The sequence below is a fragment of the Pseudonocardia halophobica genome, assembly GCF_027922425.1.
GTDB lineage: Bacteria > Actinomycetota > Actinomycetes > Mycobacteriales > Pseudonocardiaceae > Pseudonocardia > Pseudonocardia halophobica.
This window is the reverse complement of sequence record NZ_BSFQ01000012.1, coordinates 135,969-151,012: the sequence shown is the minus strand read 5'-3', so window position 1 is coordinate 151,012 and position 15,044 is coordinate 135,969. Positions and strand designations below refer to the sequence as shown.

Genomic DNA, 15,044 nt, shown 5'->3' with positions numbered 1-15,044 from the left:
GGCCTTCCGCGAGCGTCAGACGACGACGGTGTCGATCGTCTCGTGGTGCTTGCCGAACTCCACGTACTCGTCCTCCATGATCGCCCGCGGGTTGAAGAGCGGGTCGGCGAGGATGCCGTGCACGCGGCGCCGCTGCATGCCCATGTTGCCGCCGTCGTAGATGGGCAGCACGGAGGCCTCGCGGAGGATCTTGCCGAAGCCCGCCTTCCGCTCCAGGCTGTTCACGCCGACGATCTGCATGCACTTGTACACGCAGTCGAACATCATCTCGGTGACCTGGATCTTGTTCATCGCGCCGACCAGCTCGGCGTGCTGGTCGTGCTTGTCGAGGTAGTCCGCCGCCCGCCAGGAGAAGTAGCGGCCCATCTCGATCTTCGCCGCGACGTCGCCGAGGACGTACCCGACGTTCTGGAAGCCGATGATCGGCTTCAGCGCACCGGCCGTGTTACCCCGCGCGAACTCGAGGGCCATCTCGTAGGCGGCGCGGGCCATGCCGACCGCCGCGATCGCCGCGATCGGGCCGGACCAGGCGAAGTTGCGGTTGATGACGAGGTCGCCGTTGCCCTCCGCCCCGGGCAGCAGGTTCGTGGCCGGGATGCGGGCGTCCTCGAAGACGATCTCCGCGTTCGAGGCGAGGCGGTGGCCGGTCTTGTCGAGGGTGTGATAGGTGACGCCCGGGGTGTCCCGCTCCAGGACCAGCGCGGACAGGCCCTCGGTGCCGCCCTTGTCCGGGTCGCTGCGGACGATGAGCGTGCCGGCGTTGACGCCCCGCTCGTCCCAGCCCGCCGACGACGGCCAGTACTTGCGGCCGTTGACGACGAAGTGGTCGCCGTCCCGCTCCGCGATCAGGCCGACACCGGCGGGACGCGGCAGCGGGATGTCGAAGTTCGCGGTGCCGGCCGGGTTGCCGGGCGGCTCGCTCGCCGTCCACCCGCCGAGGTACTCCCCCGTCGGGTCCGAGGTCGCCGCCCGCAGGAACCGGTCCTTCTGCTCGTCCGAGCCGTACCAGGCGATCGGCATCAGGCCGAGGCCGTTGCACAGGACCGTGCAGGCGAACCCGGGGTCGACCACGCAGAGCTCCTCGGCCGCGATCGTCAGGTCGACGCACGACACACCACCTCCGCCGTACGCCTTCGGCAGCATGCACATCGCGATCCCGGCCTTGTACGCCTCGACGTAGGCCGGCTTCGTCATCTGGAAGCCCTTGAGCGGGTCCGGCTCCGCGTCGGCCGCGGCGACGACCGGCTTGAGGACGTTCTCGGCGAAGGCCCGCACCTCGTGCTGCAGCTTCTTCTGTTCGTCGGACATCGTGAAGTTGATGGTCATCGGAACTCCGAGTGGCATCGGCGATCTTCAGTTGGCGTGGTGGTTCTGGAGTGGTGGTTCTGGAGTGGTGGTCGCCCGCTCCCGTGAGCTGGGCGGCGAACGACGGTACGCCGGTGGCGCCGCCGTGCCTATCCGTCGTTCCGGGTCGCTCGCGCCGCGACCGCGGCGACCACGCCCTCGCGGTGGCCGCGGCGTCGACGTCGGCCGGGGTGCCCGGGCACGGCCGCGACGACCTGACCGGTGGCCGGGTTCACGAGGCTTACCTCATGTCACCGGGCGGTGGGCGGCCACCGCGTCCGCGCCCCGGACGTCGCCGACGTCGCGGAGACCCTCGACGACGCCGTCGATGTCCGCCGCGGGGCGGTTCTGACTGAGCTTGAACTTGGCGTCGACCCGCTCGATGCGGACCTCGACGCCCACGATTGCACGCAGCTGGCCGCGGAAGAACTTCTCCGGAGCGTCGTCGACGCGCCACGGGGCCGGCCGGTCCGCCTCGTGCAGATCGGTCAGCCGCCGCACGACGTCGGCGAGCCAGTCGACGTCGTCGTGCACGGTCACGGTGCCGTGGACGTGCGCGGTCACGTAGTTCCAGGTGGGGACGACGCGCCCGTGCTCGGCCTTGGAGGCGTACCAGGTCGGGCTGACGTACGAGTCCGGACCGCGGACGATCACCAGGCCCTGCTGCCCGTCGGCCCGCCGCCAGTGGTCGTTGTTGCGGGCGAGGTGGCCCAGCAGCGTGCCCCGCTCGCGGTCGTGGACGAACGGAAGCATCGTCGCCTCCAGACCCTCCGGGCCGGCGGTGACCAGGTCCGCCGCGCCATGCTGGTCCAGCAGCTGCTGCACGTCCTCGTCCGCGGGGGCGAAGTGGGTCGGCACGTACACGGTCGCTCCTTGCATCGGTTCCGGCGACACCAGCATGCACGCACCCGGCGGCCTTCTTCGACGGCCGATCCGCCGTCATCTCGGAAGGCCATTCCCAGTGCGATCGACGCGGCGCCGACGTGCGCCGTGCCGGAGGTCAGCGGGTCAGGATGGTGCGCAGGACGTCGGCGAGAGGCTCGGGGTGCAGCTGCACGCCGAGGTGGCTTGTGGCGATCTCGTGCACGTCGAACGGGTTGTCCGGGGTGAGGGCGTCCGCCTCGGCGATGTAGCGGTCCTGCAGCGCGGGCGGCAGCGCCCGGTCCGCGGTGAGTCGGACGTAGCTGCGCGGGACCCGGCCCCAGGTGGCGGCCTCGGCACGGACGCGGTCCTCGTCGATCAGCAGCGTCTCGTCCGGGTCCTGCGTGTGCAGGTAGGCGAGCAGCTCGTCCCGGGTGCCGTCGGCGAGCAGGGCGGCCTGCAGGGCGTCGAGCATCGCCGGGTCCGCGGTACGCCAGTTGAGCCGCAGCGCCCCGACGGCGGCGGGGTCGGCGCAGATCAGGCCGGCCACCGAGCCCAACAGGCTCTCCGCGTTCTCCGGCGACGCGTCGTACTCGGCCGGGCCCGCCTGCACCGGGCAGTGCGCGGACACGTACACCAGCCGGTCCACCAGCTCGGGCGCCGCGTTGCCGACGGCGGTCAGGGTCAGCCCGCCCCGGCTCACCCCGACGAGCACGGTCGGCCCGTGCTCGCGGGCCCGCCGCAGCACGTCGACGACGGCGGCCACGTCGTCCGCCGTGCCGATCCCCTGCATCCCGCTGGGCTCGGCGGCCAGCGCCGCCGGGTCCTGCGGCCCGAGGTAGCCGCGCGGGACCCGGGCGGAGAACCCGTGCCCGGGCAGGTCGACGGCGAGCACGCGGTGCCCGCGCAGGGCGAGCTCGCACACCACCGGGGTCCAGGACGCGGCGTTGCAGCCCATTCCGTGCACGAGGACGACGGTCGGATCACTCACGGCCCCGCAGTCTGCCGGGCCGCCCGCACCCGGCCGGCGGGACCCCGACGGCGCCGGATCAGTCGCGGATCAGTCGTCGCGCAGGCGCCGGATCAGTCGTCGCGCAGGACGACGCGGCGGTCGATCCGCCACCCGGCCGGGGTGCGGACCAGGTCGTCCACGACGGTCGTCAGGCGGTGCAGCCGCGAGGCCTCACCGGTCGGGGTGCCGACGATCTGCAGATAGGCCCGCGACGTCAGGGTGTCCGGCCCGCCCGGGATCACCTCGACCGTGCTGACGACGTGCCGCAGCACCTCGCCGGAGTCGACGCAGCCCGCGTGGAAGCGCTCGGCGAACGCCGTCAGCTCGGCGGCCCCGATGGCCGGGTCGGGATAGCTGGGCGAGTGGAACTCCCCGTCCGCCGTGAAGGTCGCGGCCCAGTCGGCGGCCCTGCCCGAGTCGATCGCATGGCTCTGCCGCCCGTAGAGCTGGTGGACGGCGAGCACGTCCTCGGCCGAGATGTCCATGGCCACATGCTCGGCCGTGATCGACGAACGTTTCACCGTCCGGCAGCGGCCCGGACCGGCCGGGCTCCGGCTCGACGCGCCGTCAGCCCGGCTGGGGCACGATCCGGATGTACGGACGCGGTGCCTCCCAGCCGTCCGGGTAGGTCCGGCGCGCCTCCTCGTCCGACACCGAGCCGGCGATGATCACGTCCTCGCCCTGCCGCCAGTTCACCGGTGTGGCGACCTTGTGCCGCGCGGTCAGCTGCAGCGAGTCGATCACCCGCAGGACCTCGTCGAAGTTGCGGCCGGTGGTCATCGGGTAGGCCAGGACCAGCTTGACCTTCTTGTCCGGCCCGATGACGAAGACGTTGCGCACCGTCTGGTTGTCCGCCGGCGTGCGGGCGCCCGCGTCGCCGCTGGTCTCGGCCGGCAGCATCCCGTAGAGCTTGGACACGGCGAAGTCGGCGTCGCCGATCACCGGGTAGTTCGGCGCGTGCCCCTGGGTCTCGGCGATGTCGGAGGCCCACTTGGCGTGGCTGTCCACCGGGTCCACCGACAGGCCGAGGATCTTCACGTCGCGGCGGTCGAACTCGGGCTTGATCCTGGCCATGTAGCCCAGCTCGGTGGTGCACACCGGGGTGAAGTCCTTCGGGTGCGAGAACATCACCGCCCACGAACCGCCCATCCAGTCGTGGAACCGGATTCGGCCCTCCGTCGTCTCGGCCTCGAAGTCGGGCGCCTCGTCGTTGATCTTGAGCGTCACGGCGGTCTCCCCTCACGGCCGGCGGCGCGTCACCCTCCGCGTGCCCGCGGAGTCCCGGCCGGCCTCCTCCGGCCGGGCCCGGACCGAGCCGTCGCGCGTCGCCGGGTCCCCGAAGGTACGCACGCGCCACCGCCCGTCAATCCGCCGGCCGGCCCGTGCGGCTGCCCCGGAAGGGCGGTTCGTCCCGCCCGTGCCGTGTCAGGCCCGGCGGCGCCGCAGGTCAGCTCGGCGGGGGCTCGCCGCCGGTGTGCGCGAACAGCTTCGCCACGATCGTCCACTCCCCGTCGATCCGGGCCAGCGAGAAGTAGTCGACGAACGACACGGTCCCCCAGTAGCCCTCCTCGGCCACCGTCGCGACCGCGGCGTCGCCGGTCTGCTGGACCGCGAGGATCCGCGAGCGGTACCGCCCGGTGTCGGCGGGCGCGCTCGCGGCGAGGGCGAACAGCTCCTCGATCGGCACGTCGTAGCGCTCACCCGCGAGCGAGCCGAACATCCGGGCGTCGGCGTGGAAGGCCCGGCGCAGCTTGTCGACGTCGCCCTCGGCCTCCCCCTCGAGGCAGAGCCGGACGGTGCGGCAGATCGCGTCGTAGTCCTCGACCGAGCTCCCGGCCCGGTCCTGGATCACTTCCGTCACGATGGCCTCCCCACGGTCTCGTCCGCGTTCCGAGCACGTCGTCCGTGCTCCGAGCACGCAGGGTCCCGCCGCGACCCGCCGCGGTCTGTACGTACTTCGCGTCCCCTTGCCGGCCTTGATCTCAGATCCGACCTCAGGCCTCCGGGCTGCCCGGGACGAGCGGGACGAAGCTGACGTCGGCCAGCTCCTCGGTCCGGCCGTCGCGGTAGCGGACCAGGGTGCCGACGCGCTGGTCGCCGACCGGGCAGACGATCGTCCCGCCCGGGGCCAGCTGGTCGAGCAGGTCGGGCGGGATCTCCCCCGGGGCCAGGGCGGTGACCACGATCCCGTCGAACGGCGCCCGGTCCGGGGCGCCGCGCATCCCGTCCCCGGTCCGGACCTCCACGTTCGGGGCGAGCTCGGCGAGCACCTCGCGGGCCCGCGCGGCGAGCGTCGGGTCGCGCTCGACGGTCACGACCTCGCCGACGCACCGGGACAGCACCGCGGCCGCGTAGCCGGACCCGGTCCCGATCTCCAGCACCCGCGCCGTCGGCGGCTGCTCCAGCGCGACCACGCTGAACGCCACGATCCAGGGCGCCGAGATCGTCTGCCCGCGGCCGATGTCGAGCGGGTGGTCGCCGTAGGCGTCGCCGGCGAGCTCCGGCCGCACGAACCGCTCCCGCGGCACCTCCCCCATCGCGGCGAGCACCCGCGAGTTCGTGATCCCCGCGCCCCGGAGCCTCGCCACCATCGCCTCGCGCGCGTTCCCGGTCCCCGTCATCGGACCTCCTCCCGCCGCGGCCTACCCGCTCCCGACCCACCCATGTCGTGCCGGGCCCCGTGGGTGGCCGTCAGTGCTCCGGCTGCTCCTTGGTGAGGTGGAGCAGCCAGTCCTCGCCGGTGCGGATCAGGGCGTAGCGCCGGGAGCCGGTGCGCCCGTGCAGGGTGAACACGATCCGCCGCTCGTCCCGGTCGTGCTCCTCCCACCAGCCCGTGTCGGCGATGGTCTTGTGCTCGTCGGTGTAGCCCAGGTGGTCGAGGCCGTGGTCGGGGACGCCGACGGCGAGCCGGTTGCGCCGCGGGTCGTCGGGCAGCCCGCGGGGCACGGCCCAGGACCGGAGCACCCCGTCCTCCTCCAGCCGCAGGTCGAAGTGCGGCCGCGGCCGGCGGTGGTCGTGCAGCACGAAGGCGGGGCGCTCCATCCACCCAGTGTGGCGCGCCGTCGATCGGGCGGCAGCGGTGTCGGTGTCACCGGGGCGACGCCGTGGTGGCGCGTCGGCGTCCCAGGACCGCGCGGGTGCCGCGGGCGATCTCGAGGTCTTCGCGCGCCGGGACGACGAGGGTGCGCACGGCGGCCCCGGCGGCGCTGATCTCGCCCTCGCCGGCCTCGTTGCGGGGCGGGTCGACGGCCACGCCGAGGAACGCCAGCCGCTCGGCGGTCCGGGCCCGCACCTCGGCCTCGTGCTCGCCGACCCCGCCGGTGAAGGCCAGGGCCTCCAACCCCCCGGTCGCCGCGGCCATCGCGGCGATGCCGGCCGCCAGCCGGTGGACGTAGACGTCCAGGGCCAGCCGGGCCGCCTCGTCGTCCCGGCCGAGGATCTCCCGCATGTCGGCCGTGCCGGCCAGTGCCGCCAGCCCCGACCGCTTCTCCAGCGTCTCGGCGACCTCGTGCGGGGCGAGGTGCTCGTGCTCCTCCAGCCACAGCACCAGGCCGGGGTCGACGGTGCCGGAGCGGGTCGCCATGACCAGGCCCTCCAACGGGGTGAACCCCATCGTGGTGTCCACGCTGCGCCCGTCGAGGACGGCGGCGAGCGACGCCCCCGCCCCGAGGTGTGCCGTGACGATCCGGCGGGCGCCGGTCAGCTCCGCCACGCGGGCGGAGCACCAGGCGTGGGACAGGCCGTGGAAGCCGTAGCGGCGGATCGCGTACCGCTCGCGCCACTCCTCCGGCACGGCGTAGGTCGCGGCCGCCTCCGGGATCGAGGTGTGGAAGGCGGTGTCGAAGCAGGCCACGGCGGGGACGCCGGGCAGCAGCGCCGTGACGGCGTCGAGCCCGGCCAGCGACTTGGGCTGGTGCAGCGGGGCCAGCGCGGTGAGGTGCCCCAGCTCCGCGCGCACGTCCGCGTCGATCACCACGGGATCGGTGAACCGGGTGCCGCCGTGCACCACCCGGTGGCCGACGGCGTCGGGCGTGGGCCACCCGTGCAGGACGTCGTCCAGGTCCGCCCCGGGTTCGGTGTCCGCGCTCTCCTCCACCTCGTCGTCGGGCCCGAGGAGGCGGAGCTTGAGGCTCGACGACCCGGCGTTGACCACCAGCACCCTCATGCCCACCGCCAGTCCGCGATCTCCGGGTCGTCCTCCCCGTGCTCGCGGGTGTAGGAGCGGGCCGCGATGCGGCGGTCGGCCATCTTCTGCCGCAGGGTCGCCGCCCGACTGCCGAGCGACGGCACCCGGTCGATCACGTCCATGACCAGGTGGAAGCGGTCCAGGTCGTTGAGCATGACCATGTCGAAGGGCGTGGTCGTGGTGCCCTCCTCGATGTACCCGCGCACGTGCAGGTTGCGGTGCCCGTTGCGGGAGTAGGTGAGCCGGTGGATCAGCCACGGGTAGCCGTGGAAGGCGAAGATCACCGGCCGGTCCACGGTGAACAGGGCGTCGAACTCGGGATCCGACAGGCCGTGCGGGTGCTCGCGGTCGGGCTGCAGCCGCATCAGGTCCACGACGTTGACGACGCGGACCTTCAGCTCGGGCAGGTGCTCGCGCAGCAGCGCCGCCGCCGCGAGCGTCTCCAGGGTCGGGATGTCGCCGCAGCAGGCCAGCACGACGTCCGGCTCCTCGGCGCCGTCGGAGCAGTGCGTCGACGCCCAGTCCCAGATGCCGAGGCCGCGGGTGCAGTGCGCGATCGCCTCGTCCATCGTCAGGTGGTTCAGCTGCGGCTGCTTCCCGGCGACGATCACGTTGACGTAGTGGCGGCTGCGCAGGCAGTGGTCGGCCACCGACAGGAGCGTGTTGGTGTCCGGCGGCAGGTAGACCCGGGTGATCTCGGCCTTCTTGTTCACGACGTGGTCGAGGAAGCCGGGGTCCTGGTGCGAGAAGCCGTTGTGGTCCTGCCGCCAGACGTGGCTGGACAGCAGGTAGTTCAGCGACGCGATCGGCGCCCGCCACGGGATGGCCCGGGTCGTCTTGAGCCACTTGGCGTGCTGGTTGAGCATCGAGTCGACGATGTGGATGAACGCCTCGTAGCTGGTGAACAGGCCGTGGCGCCCGGTCAGCAGGTAGCCCTCGAGCCAGCCCTGACACAGGTGTTCGGAGAGGACCTCCATGACCCGCCCGTCCGGGGCCAGGTGCTCGTCGCCGGGTTCGATGCGGGCGTTCCACGCCCGGTCGGTCTCGTCGAACACCGCCTGCAGCCGGTTCGACGCCACCTCGTCCGGCCCGAAGAGCCGGAACCGGTCGGGATTGCGGTGCACGAGGTCGCGCAGGAAGTCCCCCAGCACCCGGGTCGCCTCGCTCAGCTCCGCCGCGGGCCGGTCGACGGGCACGGCGTAGCGGCGGAAGTCCGGCATCGCCAGGTCCCGCAGCACCAGCCCGCCGTTGCTGTGCGGGTTCGCGCTCATCCGCCGCTCGCCCTTCGGCGCGAGGGCACGGATCTTGTCGACGAGCCGGCCGCTCTCGTCGAACAGATCCTCGGGCCGGTAGCTGCGCATCCACTCCTCGAGCTGCGCGCGGTGGCGCTCGTCGGTGCGGGTGCCGGCGAGCGGCACCTGGTGGGCCCGGAAGGTGCCCTCGACCGGCTTCCCGTCGACCTCCCGCGGCCCGGTCCAGCCCTTCGGCGTGCGCAGCACGATCATCGGCCAGGCCGGGCGGTCGGCGGGCGGGTCCGCCTTGATCGCCGCGATCTCGTCCAGCGTGGCGTCGAGCGTCGCGGCGACCTCCTCGTGCACGGCCGCGTGGTCGGTGTCGGGCCCGGCGGTGACGAACCGGGGCGTGTAGCCGTAGCCCCGCATCAGCGCGGCGAGCTCCTCCTCGGGGATCCGGGCCAGCACCGTCGGATTGGCGATCTTGTAGCCGTTGAGGTGCAGGACCGGCAGCACGACCCCGTCCCGGCGCGGGTCGAGGAACTTGTTCGAGTGCCAGCTCGCGGCGAGCGGACCGGTCTCGGCCTCGCCGTCGCCGACCACGCAGAGCGCCAGCAGGTCGGGATTGTCGAACACCGCACCGTAGGCGTGGACCAGGGCGTAGCCGAGCTCGCCGCCCTCGTGGATCGACCCCGGCGTCTCCGGGGCGACGTGGCTGGGCACCCCGCCGGGGAACGAGAACTGCCGGAACAGCGCCCGCAGCCCGTCGACGTCCTCGCCGATCCCCGGGTAGATCTCGCTGTAGGTGCCCTCGAGGTAGGCGTTGGCCACCAGGCCGGGGCCCCCGTGGCCGGGCCCGGTCACGTACAACGCGTTCAGGTCGCGGGCCGTGATCGCCCGGTTCATGTGCGCGTAGAGCAGGTTCAGCCCGGGCGTGGTGCCCCAGTGCCCCAGCAGCCGCGGCTTCACGTGCTCCGCCGCCAGGGGCTCGCGCAGCAACGGGTTGTCGAGCAGGTAGATCTGCCCCACGGACAGGTAGTTCGCGGCGCGCCACCAGGCGTCGAGCAGTGTCAGGTCGGACGGGGCGGAGGACACGGGCGGCTCCGGGGCGTCGGCACTGGATCGATACGCGGTCGGGGCCGACTCTGCCGCGCCGCCCGGTGTTCGGCCAGCGCTGCGCACCCGGTGTTCAGAGGGACTTCACGTCGACGGTCCGTTCGTCCACGTCGTGGCCGAGGTGGTCGACCACGTCGACGACTCCCTCCAGCCGGCGGGTCAGGGCGACGGCGACGACGGCGTCGGCGTGCGTGGACACCCGGCCCTCGAGCGTCACGACCCCGCCGGCGGCCGTGACCGTCACCTGCCCGGGATCCAGCAGCAGGATGCGGCCGAGGACCTCGTCGCGGACCTCGCGCGCCAGGTCGTCGTCCGGCCGTTCGAACACGCGCAGCAGGTCCGCGCGGCCCACCACGCCGCGCAGGCGCGGCGGCCGCTCGGCGAGGTCCGCCGCGGGCTCGTCGACGACGGGGAGCCACCCCAGCCGGTGCGCCGCCATCGTCCGGGCCGCCTCGGCCACGCCGGTCCCGGGGTCCACGGCGACGACCTCCGTCGTCATCAGGTCGCGCGCCCGCGTGTGCGGCGGGACCTCGGGCCGGTGCTGCCACCGGCGGCGCCGGTGGACCACCGGCGGCTCGACGTCGTCGTGCTCGGCGAGGCGGAGCACGTCGGCCTCGGAGACCACCCCGAGCAGGAGCTCCCCGTCGACCACGGGCAGCGCGCGGACCCCGCGGCGGCGGAGGGCGGCGACGACCTGGGCGACGGACGCGTCCGGACCGACCGCCTCGACGTCCGTCGTCATGACCTCGCCGACGAGGGTGCGGCGCAGCGTGGTCACCGCGTCGCCTCCGCCGCATCGGCGGGGGGCCGCGTGTCCTCGTCCGCGCGGCCCGGCGAAGGCACGACGGTCACCGAGCAGGGGGCGTGCAGCACGCAGTGCAGCCCGACCGACCCCAGCAGCAGGCTCGCGGCGGCCCCGCGCCCGCGGGAGCCGACGACGAGCAGGTCCGCGCCCGCCGCGGCCCCGCTGAGCACCTGCCCCGGCTCGCCCGGGACGGCCCGGACCGCCACCTCCGGTGTCGCGTCGCCCGGCTCGGCGCGCACCTCCTCGGCCGCCGCGCGGGCACGGCCCCGCAGCTCGCGCTCGACCTCGACGGCCAGGTCGCGGGAGGTCGGCACCTGCGGCGCGCCGTACCGAACCGGCCAGGGCGCGGGCACGGCGAAGGCGGACACCACCTCGACCCGCACCCCGCGGCGGGCGGCGTCGGCCAGCGCGGACCGGAGCGCCGCGGCGGCGCCCGGCGACCCGTCGTCGCCCACGACGACCCGGCCGCGGGTGCCTGCCGGTCGCGCCGGGCGCTCCGGCAGTCCGCGCCGGCGCCGCACCTCGTCCGCGCCGCGCTCGCCCCGGGCGACCACCCGCAGGACGTCCCGCCGGGTGACGATCCCGACCAGGTCGCCGTCGTCGACGATCGGGACCGACCGCACGTGCGAGTCGAGCATCAGGGACACGACGTCGGTGAGCTCGTCCTCGGGGCGCATCGCCAGCGGCGTGCGGGACATGACCTCGTCGACGGTCCGCGGCTCGCGGCCCTCGAGGCGGAACCGGTCACGGACCAGGTCGGCCTCGGTCACGACGCCGAGCAGCCGCCCGTCCGCGTCGACCACCGGCGCGGCGGTGAACCCGTGCGCGGCCAGCAGCGCTGCCGCGGGGGCGATCGGGGTGTCCGCCGGCACGGTGACGACCGGGCTCGTCATGACGTCGTCGGCCCGCAGCGGGAGCCCCGACCCCGTGATCATCGGCCGTCCCGCCAGCGCGGCTCGACCTCGTCCCACTCCCGTTCCCACTCGGCGGCGCGCAGCCGGGCGACCCCGCCCGCGGCGAGGTGCGCGAGGGCGGCCACGACGAACCCGCCGATCACCAGCACCGCGCCCGCGCTCGCCACGGTGACGAACACGATCTCGGTGCCGGTCAGCGGGGCGCGCACGAGCCGCCCGTCCGCGGTCACCCAGGCGTCGACCGGGTCGCCGGCCCGCCGCGGCCCGGCGACCTCCGTGCGGCCGACGTGCTCGACGCCGGTCCGGTCGGTCCAGCGGACGTCCGCCGGGACGCGGTTGCGGCCCTCGGGCAGGACCGGCACGTCCTCGGTGAGGACCGCCGTGATCGGGGTGCGGTCCCGCGCCTCGACGGCCGCCCGGTCCGTCAGGTCGCCGTGGACCTCCAGGCCGACCAGCACCGACGCCCCGAGCAGCACGAGGACCGTCGCGCTGACCAGCCACGCGACCAGGTCGGCGACCCGGTCGGAGCGGCGTCGGCCGTCCTGCCGGCGGGGCCGCGACGGGCGGGCGTGCTCACCGGCGAGCATCGCGGCCTTCCTCCTCCGGGGCATCGACCTGCGGGTCGAAGGCGCTCGGTACGCCGGGCAGACGGGTGTCGGTGGTGTCGGGGCTGTCGGTCGTGTCGCCGGTGTCGGTCGTGCCGGGTGTGTCGATGTCGGCCTCGTCGCCGTAGAGGGCAGCGAGGACGTGCTGCTCCTCGTCGGCGTCGGGCAGGGTCGACGATGCGCTCATGACGGCCACGCTCCGGCCGTTCCCCCGGGACGGGCAGTGCCGAAGGTCCGTCGGGGGGTCGCGGTCACGGGCTCATCCGCCCCGCACGGCCGGCTGGTTGACCCGCTCCAGGTCGTCGGCGGCGATCCCGAGCAACCGGTGGGTGAGCTCCGACAGCGCCCGCGCGGCCGCGAGCTCGTCGCCGATCTCGGGCACGTCGCGGTCCGCCGGGTTCAACCGCGCCAGGCCGACCCCCATCACCGACTGGGTCTCGTCCGGGTGGAGCCGGGCCACCGCTCGGGTCCGGCCCTCGTGCTCGTCGATGTCGATCGACACGGTCCAGCGCTTCGACTCGTGCACGGCGCTCTCCTCCTCGCGTCCCCGCGCGACCGTCCCCCGCCCGCGGCGCGGTGAGGAGGGCCGTCGTACCCGCTCCGTGCAGGTCGTGAGCCCCGACCTCCCGTCCGGCGACGGCCGGGGAGACCGCTCAGGAGCGGGGCCCGGCGGCCGGCTCGGTGAGTTGCCCGTCCCGGTCGTCGACCAGGTCGCCGCGGACCGCGACGACCCCTTCCAGCCTGGCCACCAACGCCGTCGCCAGCCGGGCGCGGCCGGAGCGCGGCAGACGGCCCGACAACGTCACGACGCCTCGCTCGACCTCGACGGACACGGCGTCGGCGTCCTCGGCGAGGACGGGCCGCAGCACGCCGTCGACGATCTCGGCCCGCAGCTCCGCGTCGTCCCGCAGGAAGACGGTCAGCACGTCCGTGCGGCCGAGGACGCCGACCACGTGCTCGGCGGCGCCGTGGAACTCGGTCACCGCCAGCCACCCCACGCCGTGCTCCCGCATCCGCCGCGCGGCCTCCGCCACCGACGCGTCCGGCCGGACGGTCACCACCGCCGTGCTCATCAGGGCGCGCGCCGTGGCCGGCCGCGCCGGGTCGGCCCGGCGGAAGCGCTCGTACGACGCCGCCGGGTCGCCGAACTCGGCCGTCCGCAGCAGGTCCGCCTCGGAGACGACCCCGAGCAGCCTGCTGCCCTCGAGCACCGGGACGGCGCGGACCGCGTTGCGGGTCAGGACCACGGCGACCTCGTCGAAGTCCGCCTCGGGCGGGACGGACACCACCCGTGTCGTCATGACGTCGCGGACCAGGGTCCGGCGCAGCGGCGCGGTCACGGCGTGTCCCCGGCCGGCGCGGGTGCGGCCCGCGGTGGGCGGACCACCGTGACCCGGCAGGGCGCGTGCAGCACGCACTGCAGGCCCACCGACCCGAGCACCGTGCTCGCCAGGCCGCCCCGGCCGCGGTGCCCCACGACCAGGTCGTCGGCCTCCCCGGCCTGTGCCAGCAGAACGGCGGCCGGGGAGCCGGGCAGGGCGAGAACGTCGACCGGCACGTCCGCGACCTCGTCGCCCAGGTCCGCGCGCGCCTCGGCGACCGCCTCGCGCAGGCTGCTCTCGAGGGTGCGGGTGATCTCGGCGGCCGTCGGCGGTCCGCCCGTCCGGCCGAACTCCGGCCAGAAGTCGGGCGCCTCGAAGGCCATGACGACCCGCACCCGGGCCCTCCGCCGCGCCGCGTCGCGGAGCGCGTGGCCGAGAGCGGTGCGCGACCCCGCGGACCCGTCCACCCCCACGACGATCGTCGGTGTCCCCACGGCTCCTCCCTCGTCGGTCCCTGCGCGGCAGGGTGACCCGGGAGGAACCGTCGGAGGCACCGTCGCCGGTCCCGGAGCGACGGGCCGGTCGGCCCTCGGTGCCCGCGACTCAGCGCCGCAGCGCGGTCTCCTGCTCCATGTGCGAGAGCTTCTGCGGGTTGCGCACGGCGTAGAGCCCGGTCACGAGGCCCTCCTCGATGCGCAGGGCCACGACGCTGTCGAGCTCGCCGTCGAGCCGGAGGATCAGCGCCGGGTGGCCGTTGACCTGCACCGACTGCAACGACGCTGCGCCGGCGACCCGGCCCAGCCCGGCGGTCAGCACGCGGGCCACCTTGTCCGCGCCCACGATGGGCCGCAGCACCGCCTGCTTGACGCCGCCGCCGTCGCCGACGAGGACGACGTCCGGGGCGAGGATGTCGAGCAGGCCCTGCAGGTCGCCGGTCTCGACCGCCCGGCGGAACGCGTCGAGCGCATCCCGGGTCTCGGCCGGGGAGACGATCCCGCGGGGGCGGCGCGCGGCGACGTGCTCCCGCGCCCGGTGCGCGATCTGACGGACCGCGGCGGAACTCTTGTCGACGGCCTCCGCGATCTCGTCGTACCCGAGGTCGAACACGTCGCGCAGCACGAACACCGCCCGCTCGGTCGGAGTCAGGGTCTCGAGCACCAGCAGCATCGCCATCGACACGCTGTCGGCCAGCTCGACGTCCTCCGCCACGTCCGGTGAGGTCAGCAACGGCTCGGGCAGCCAGGATCCGACGTAGGACTCCTTGCGCCGGCCCAGCGTCCGCAGCCGGGTGAGCGCCTGTCGCGTGGTGATCCGCACGAGGTACGCGCGGCGGTCCCGCACCGTGTCGAGGTCGACGTTCGCCCAGCGCAGCCAGGTCTCCTGGAGGACGTCCTCCGCGTCGGCGGCCGAGCCGAGCATCTCGTAGGCCACGGTGAAGAGCAGGTTGCGGTGGGCGAGGAACGTCTCGGTGGCGGGGTTCGCGGTGGCGGCCGGGTCCTGGTGCTCCGTCGACATGGGTGCTCCTCCTCGCTCGCGGTGTCCCGCACCAGACGCCGCGGCTCGCCGTTCCGTGACACAAGACAGGGGTCGATCTCCATGGCGCACGTCACATCCTGGCCCCGTCACGGGGACCCGCCCGCCGGCATC

18 protein-coding genes are annotated in these 15,044 nt (G+C 74.4%); all 18 read right to left on the bottom strand.

Annotated features, from left to right (window positions below; genetic code table 11):
- Nucleotides 1-15: 15 nt before the first annotated feature.
- On the bottom strand, nt 16-1,326 hold the full coding sequence (locus tag PKE99_RS16565) for an acyl-CoA dehydrogenase family protein (RefSeq protein ID WP_037045889.1): 1,311 nt from the start codon (nt 1,324-1,326) through the stop codon (nt 16-18).
- Nucleotides 1,327-1,590: 264 nt separating this feature from the next.
- On the bottom strand, nt 1,591-2,208 hold the full coding sequence (locus tag PKE99_RS16560; protein WP_037045888.1) for an FMN-binding negative transcriptional regulator: 618 nt from the start codon (nt 2,206-2,208) through the stop codon (nt 1,591-1,593).
- Between the two features lie 136 nt (nt 2,209-2,344).
- Nucleotides 2,345-3,196, bottom strand: coding sequence for an alpha/beta fold hydrolase (locus tag PKE99_RS16555; RefSeq protein WP_197040640.1), 852 nt, complete (start codon nt 3,194-3,196; stop codon nt 2,345-2,347).
- Between the two features lie 92 nt (nt 3,197-3,288).
- Nucleotides 3,289-3,702: a nuclear transport factor 2 family protein gene (locus tag PKE99_RS16550; protein WP_037045885.1), complete on the bottom strand. Its 414-nt coding sequence runs from the start codon at nt 3,700-3,702 to the stop codon at nt 3,289-3,291.
- 82 nt (nt 3,703-3,784) lie between these two features.
- Nucleotides 3,785-4,444, bottom strand: coding sequence for a peroxiredoxin (locus PKE99_RS16545; protein ID WP_037045884.1), 660 nt, complete (start codon nt 4,442-4,444; stop codon nt 3,785-3,787).
- A 220-nt stretch (nt 4,445-4,664) separates the two neighbouring features.
- A complete protein-coding gene (locus PKE99_RS16540; RefSeq protein WP_037045883.1) occupies nt 4,665-5,078 on the bottom strand; it encodes a nuclear transport factor 2 family protein in 414 nt (137 codons plus the stop codon).
- Nucleotides 5,079-5,211: 133 nt separating this feature from the next.
- On the bottom strand, nt 5,212-5,838 hold the full coding sequence (locus PKE99_RS16535) for a protein-L-isoaspartate(D-aspartate) O-methyltransferase (RefSeq protein WP_037045882.1): 627 nt from the start codon (nt 5,836-5,838) through the stop codon (nt 5,212-5,214).
- Nucleotides 5,839-5,908: 70 nt separating this feature from the next.
- On the bottom strand, nt 5,909-6,259 hold the full coding sequence (locus PKE99_RS16530) for a DNA polymerase ligase N-terminal domain-containing protein (RefSeq protein WP_037045880.1): 351 nt from the start codon (nt 6,257-6,259) through the stop codon (nt 5,909-5,911).
- A 46-nt stretch (nt 6,260-6,305) separates the two neighbouring features.
- Nucleotides 6,306-7,382, bottom strand: a complete 1,077-nt coding sequence (locus PKE99_RS16525; protein WP_037045991.1) for an acetate/propionate family kinase — start codon at nt 7,380-7,382, stop codon at nt 6,306-6,308.
- Nucleotides 7,379-9,730, bottom strand: a complete 2,352-nt coding sequence (locus PKE99_RS16520) for a phosphoketolase family protein (RefSeq protein ID WP_037045879.1) — start codon at nt 9,728-9,730, stop codon at nt 7,379-7,381. Before PKE99_RS16520 ends, PKE99_RS16525 begins: the two co-directional genes overlap by 4 nt.
- 94 nt (nt 9,731-9,824) lie before the next feature.
- Nucleotides 9,825-10,529: a CBS domain-containing protein gene (locus tag PKE99_RS16515; RefSeq protein ID WP_051737459.1), complete on the bottom strand. Its 705-nt coding sequence runs from the start codon at nt 10,527-10,529 to the stop codon at nt 9,825-9,827.
- A complete protein-coding gene (locus tag PKE99_RS16510; protein WP_271214884.1) occupies nt 10,526-11,491 on the bottom strand; it encodes a CBS domain-containing protein in 966 nt (321 codons plus the stop codon). The genes PKE99_RS16515 and PKE99_RS16510 overlap by 4 nt, the downstream gene beginning before the upstream one ends.
- On the bottom strand, nt 11,488-12,057 hold the full coding sequence (locus PKE99_RS16505; RefSeq protein WP_051737457.1) for an Rv1733c family protein: 570 nt from the start codon (nt 12,055-12,057) through the stop codon (nt 11,488-11,490). The genes PKE99_RS16510 and PKE99_RS16505 overlap by 4 nt, the downstream gene beginning before the upstream one ends.
- Nucleotides 12,044-12,262 carry a hypothetical protein gene (locus PKE99_RS16500; protein WP_037045878.1) on the bottom strand — a complete coding sequence of 73 codons (219 nt, stop codon included), beginning with the start codon at nt 12,260-12,262 and terminating at the stop codon, nt 12,044-12,046. The genes PKE99_RS16505 and PKE99_RS16500 overlap by 14 nt, the downstream gene beginning before the upstream one ends.
- A 72-nt stretch (nt 12,263-12,334) precedes the next feature.
- Complete coding sequence (locus PKE99_RS16495) at nt 12,335-12,601, bottom strand: DUF1876 domain-containing protein (protein ID WP_037045876.1); 267 nt, start codon at nt 12,599-12,601, stop codon at nt 12,335-12,337.
- 127 nt (nt 12,602-12,728) lie between these two features.
- Nucleotides 12,729-13,415, bottom strand: coding sequence for a CBS domain-containing protein (locus PKE99_RS16490; RefSeq protein ID WP_051737456.1), 687 nt, complete (start codon nt 13,413-13,415; stop codon nt 12,729-12,731).
- A complete protein-coding gene (locus tag PKE99_RS16485; protein WP_051737455.1) occupies nt 13,412-13,891 on the bottom strand; it encodes a universal stress protein in 480 nt (159 codons plus the stop codon). The genes PKE99_RS16490 and PKE99_RS16485 overlap by 4 nt, the downstream gene beginning before the upstream one ends.
- A 109-nt stretch (nt 13,892-14,000) precedes the next feature.
- Nucleotides 14,001-14,912, bottom strand: a complete 912-nt coding sequence (locus PKE99_RS16480; RefSeq protein WP_037045875.1) for an RNA polymerase sigma-70 factor — start codon at nt 14,910-14,912, stop codon at nt 14,001-14,003.
- Between the last annotated feature and the right edge of the window lie 132 nt (nt 14,913-15,044).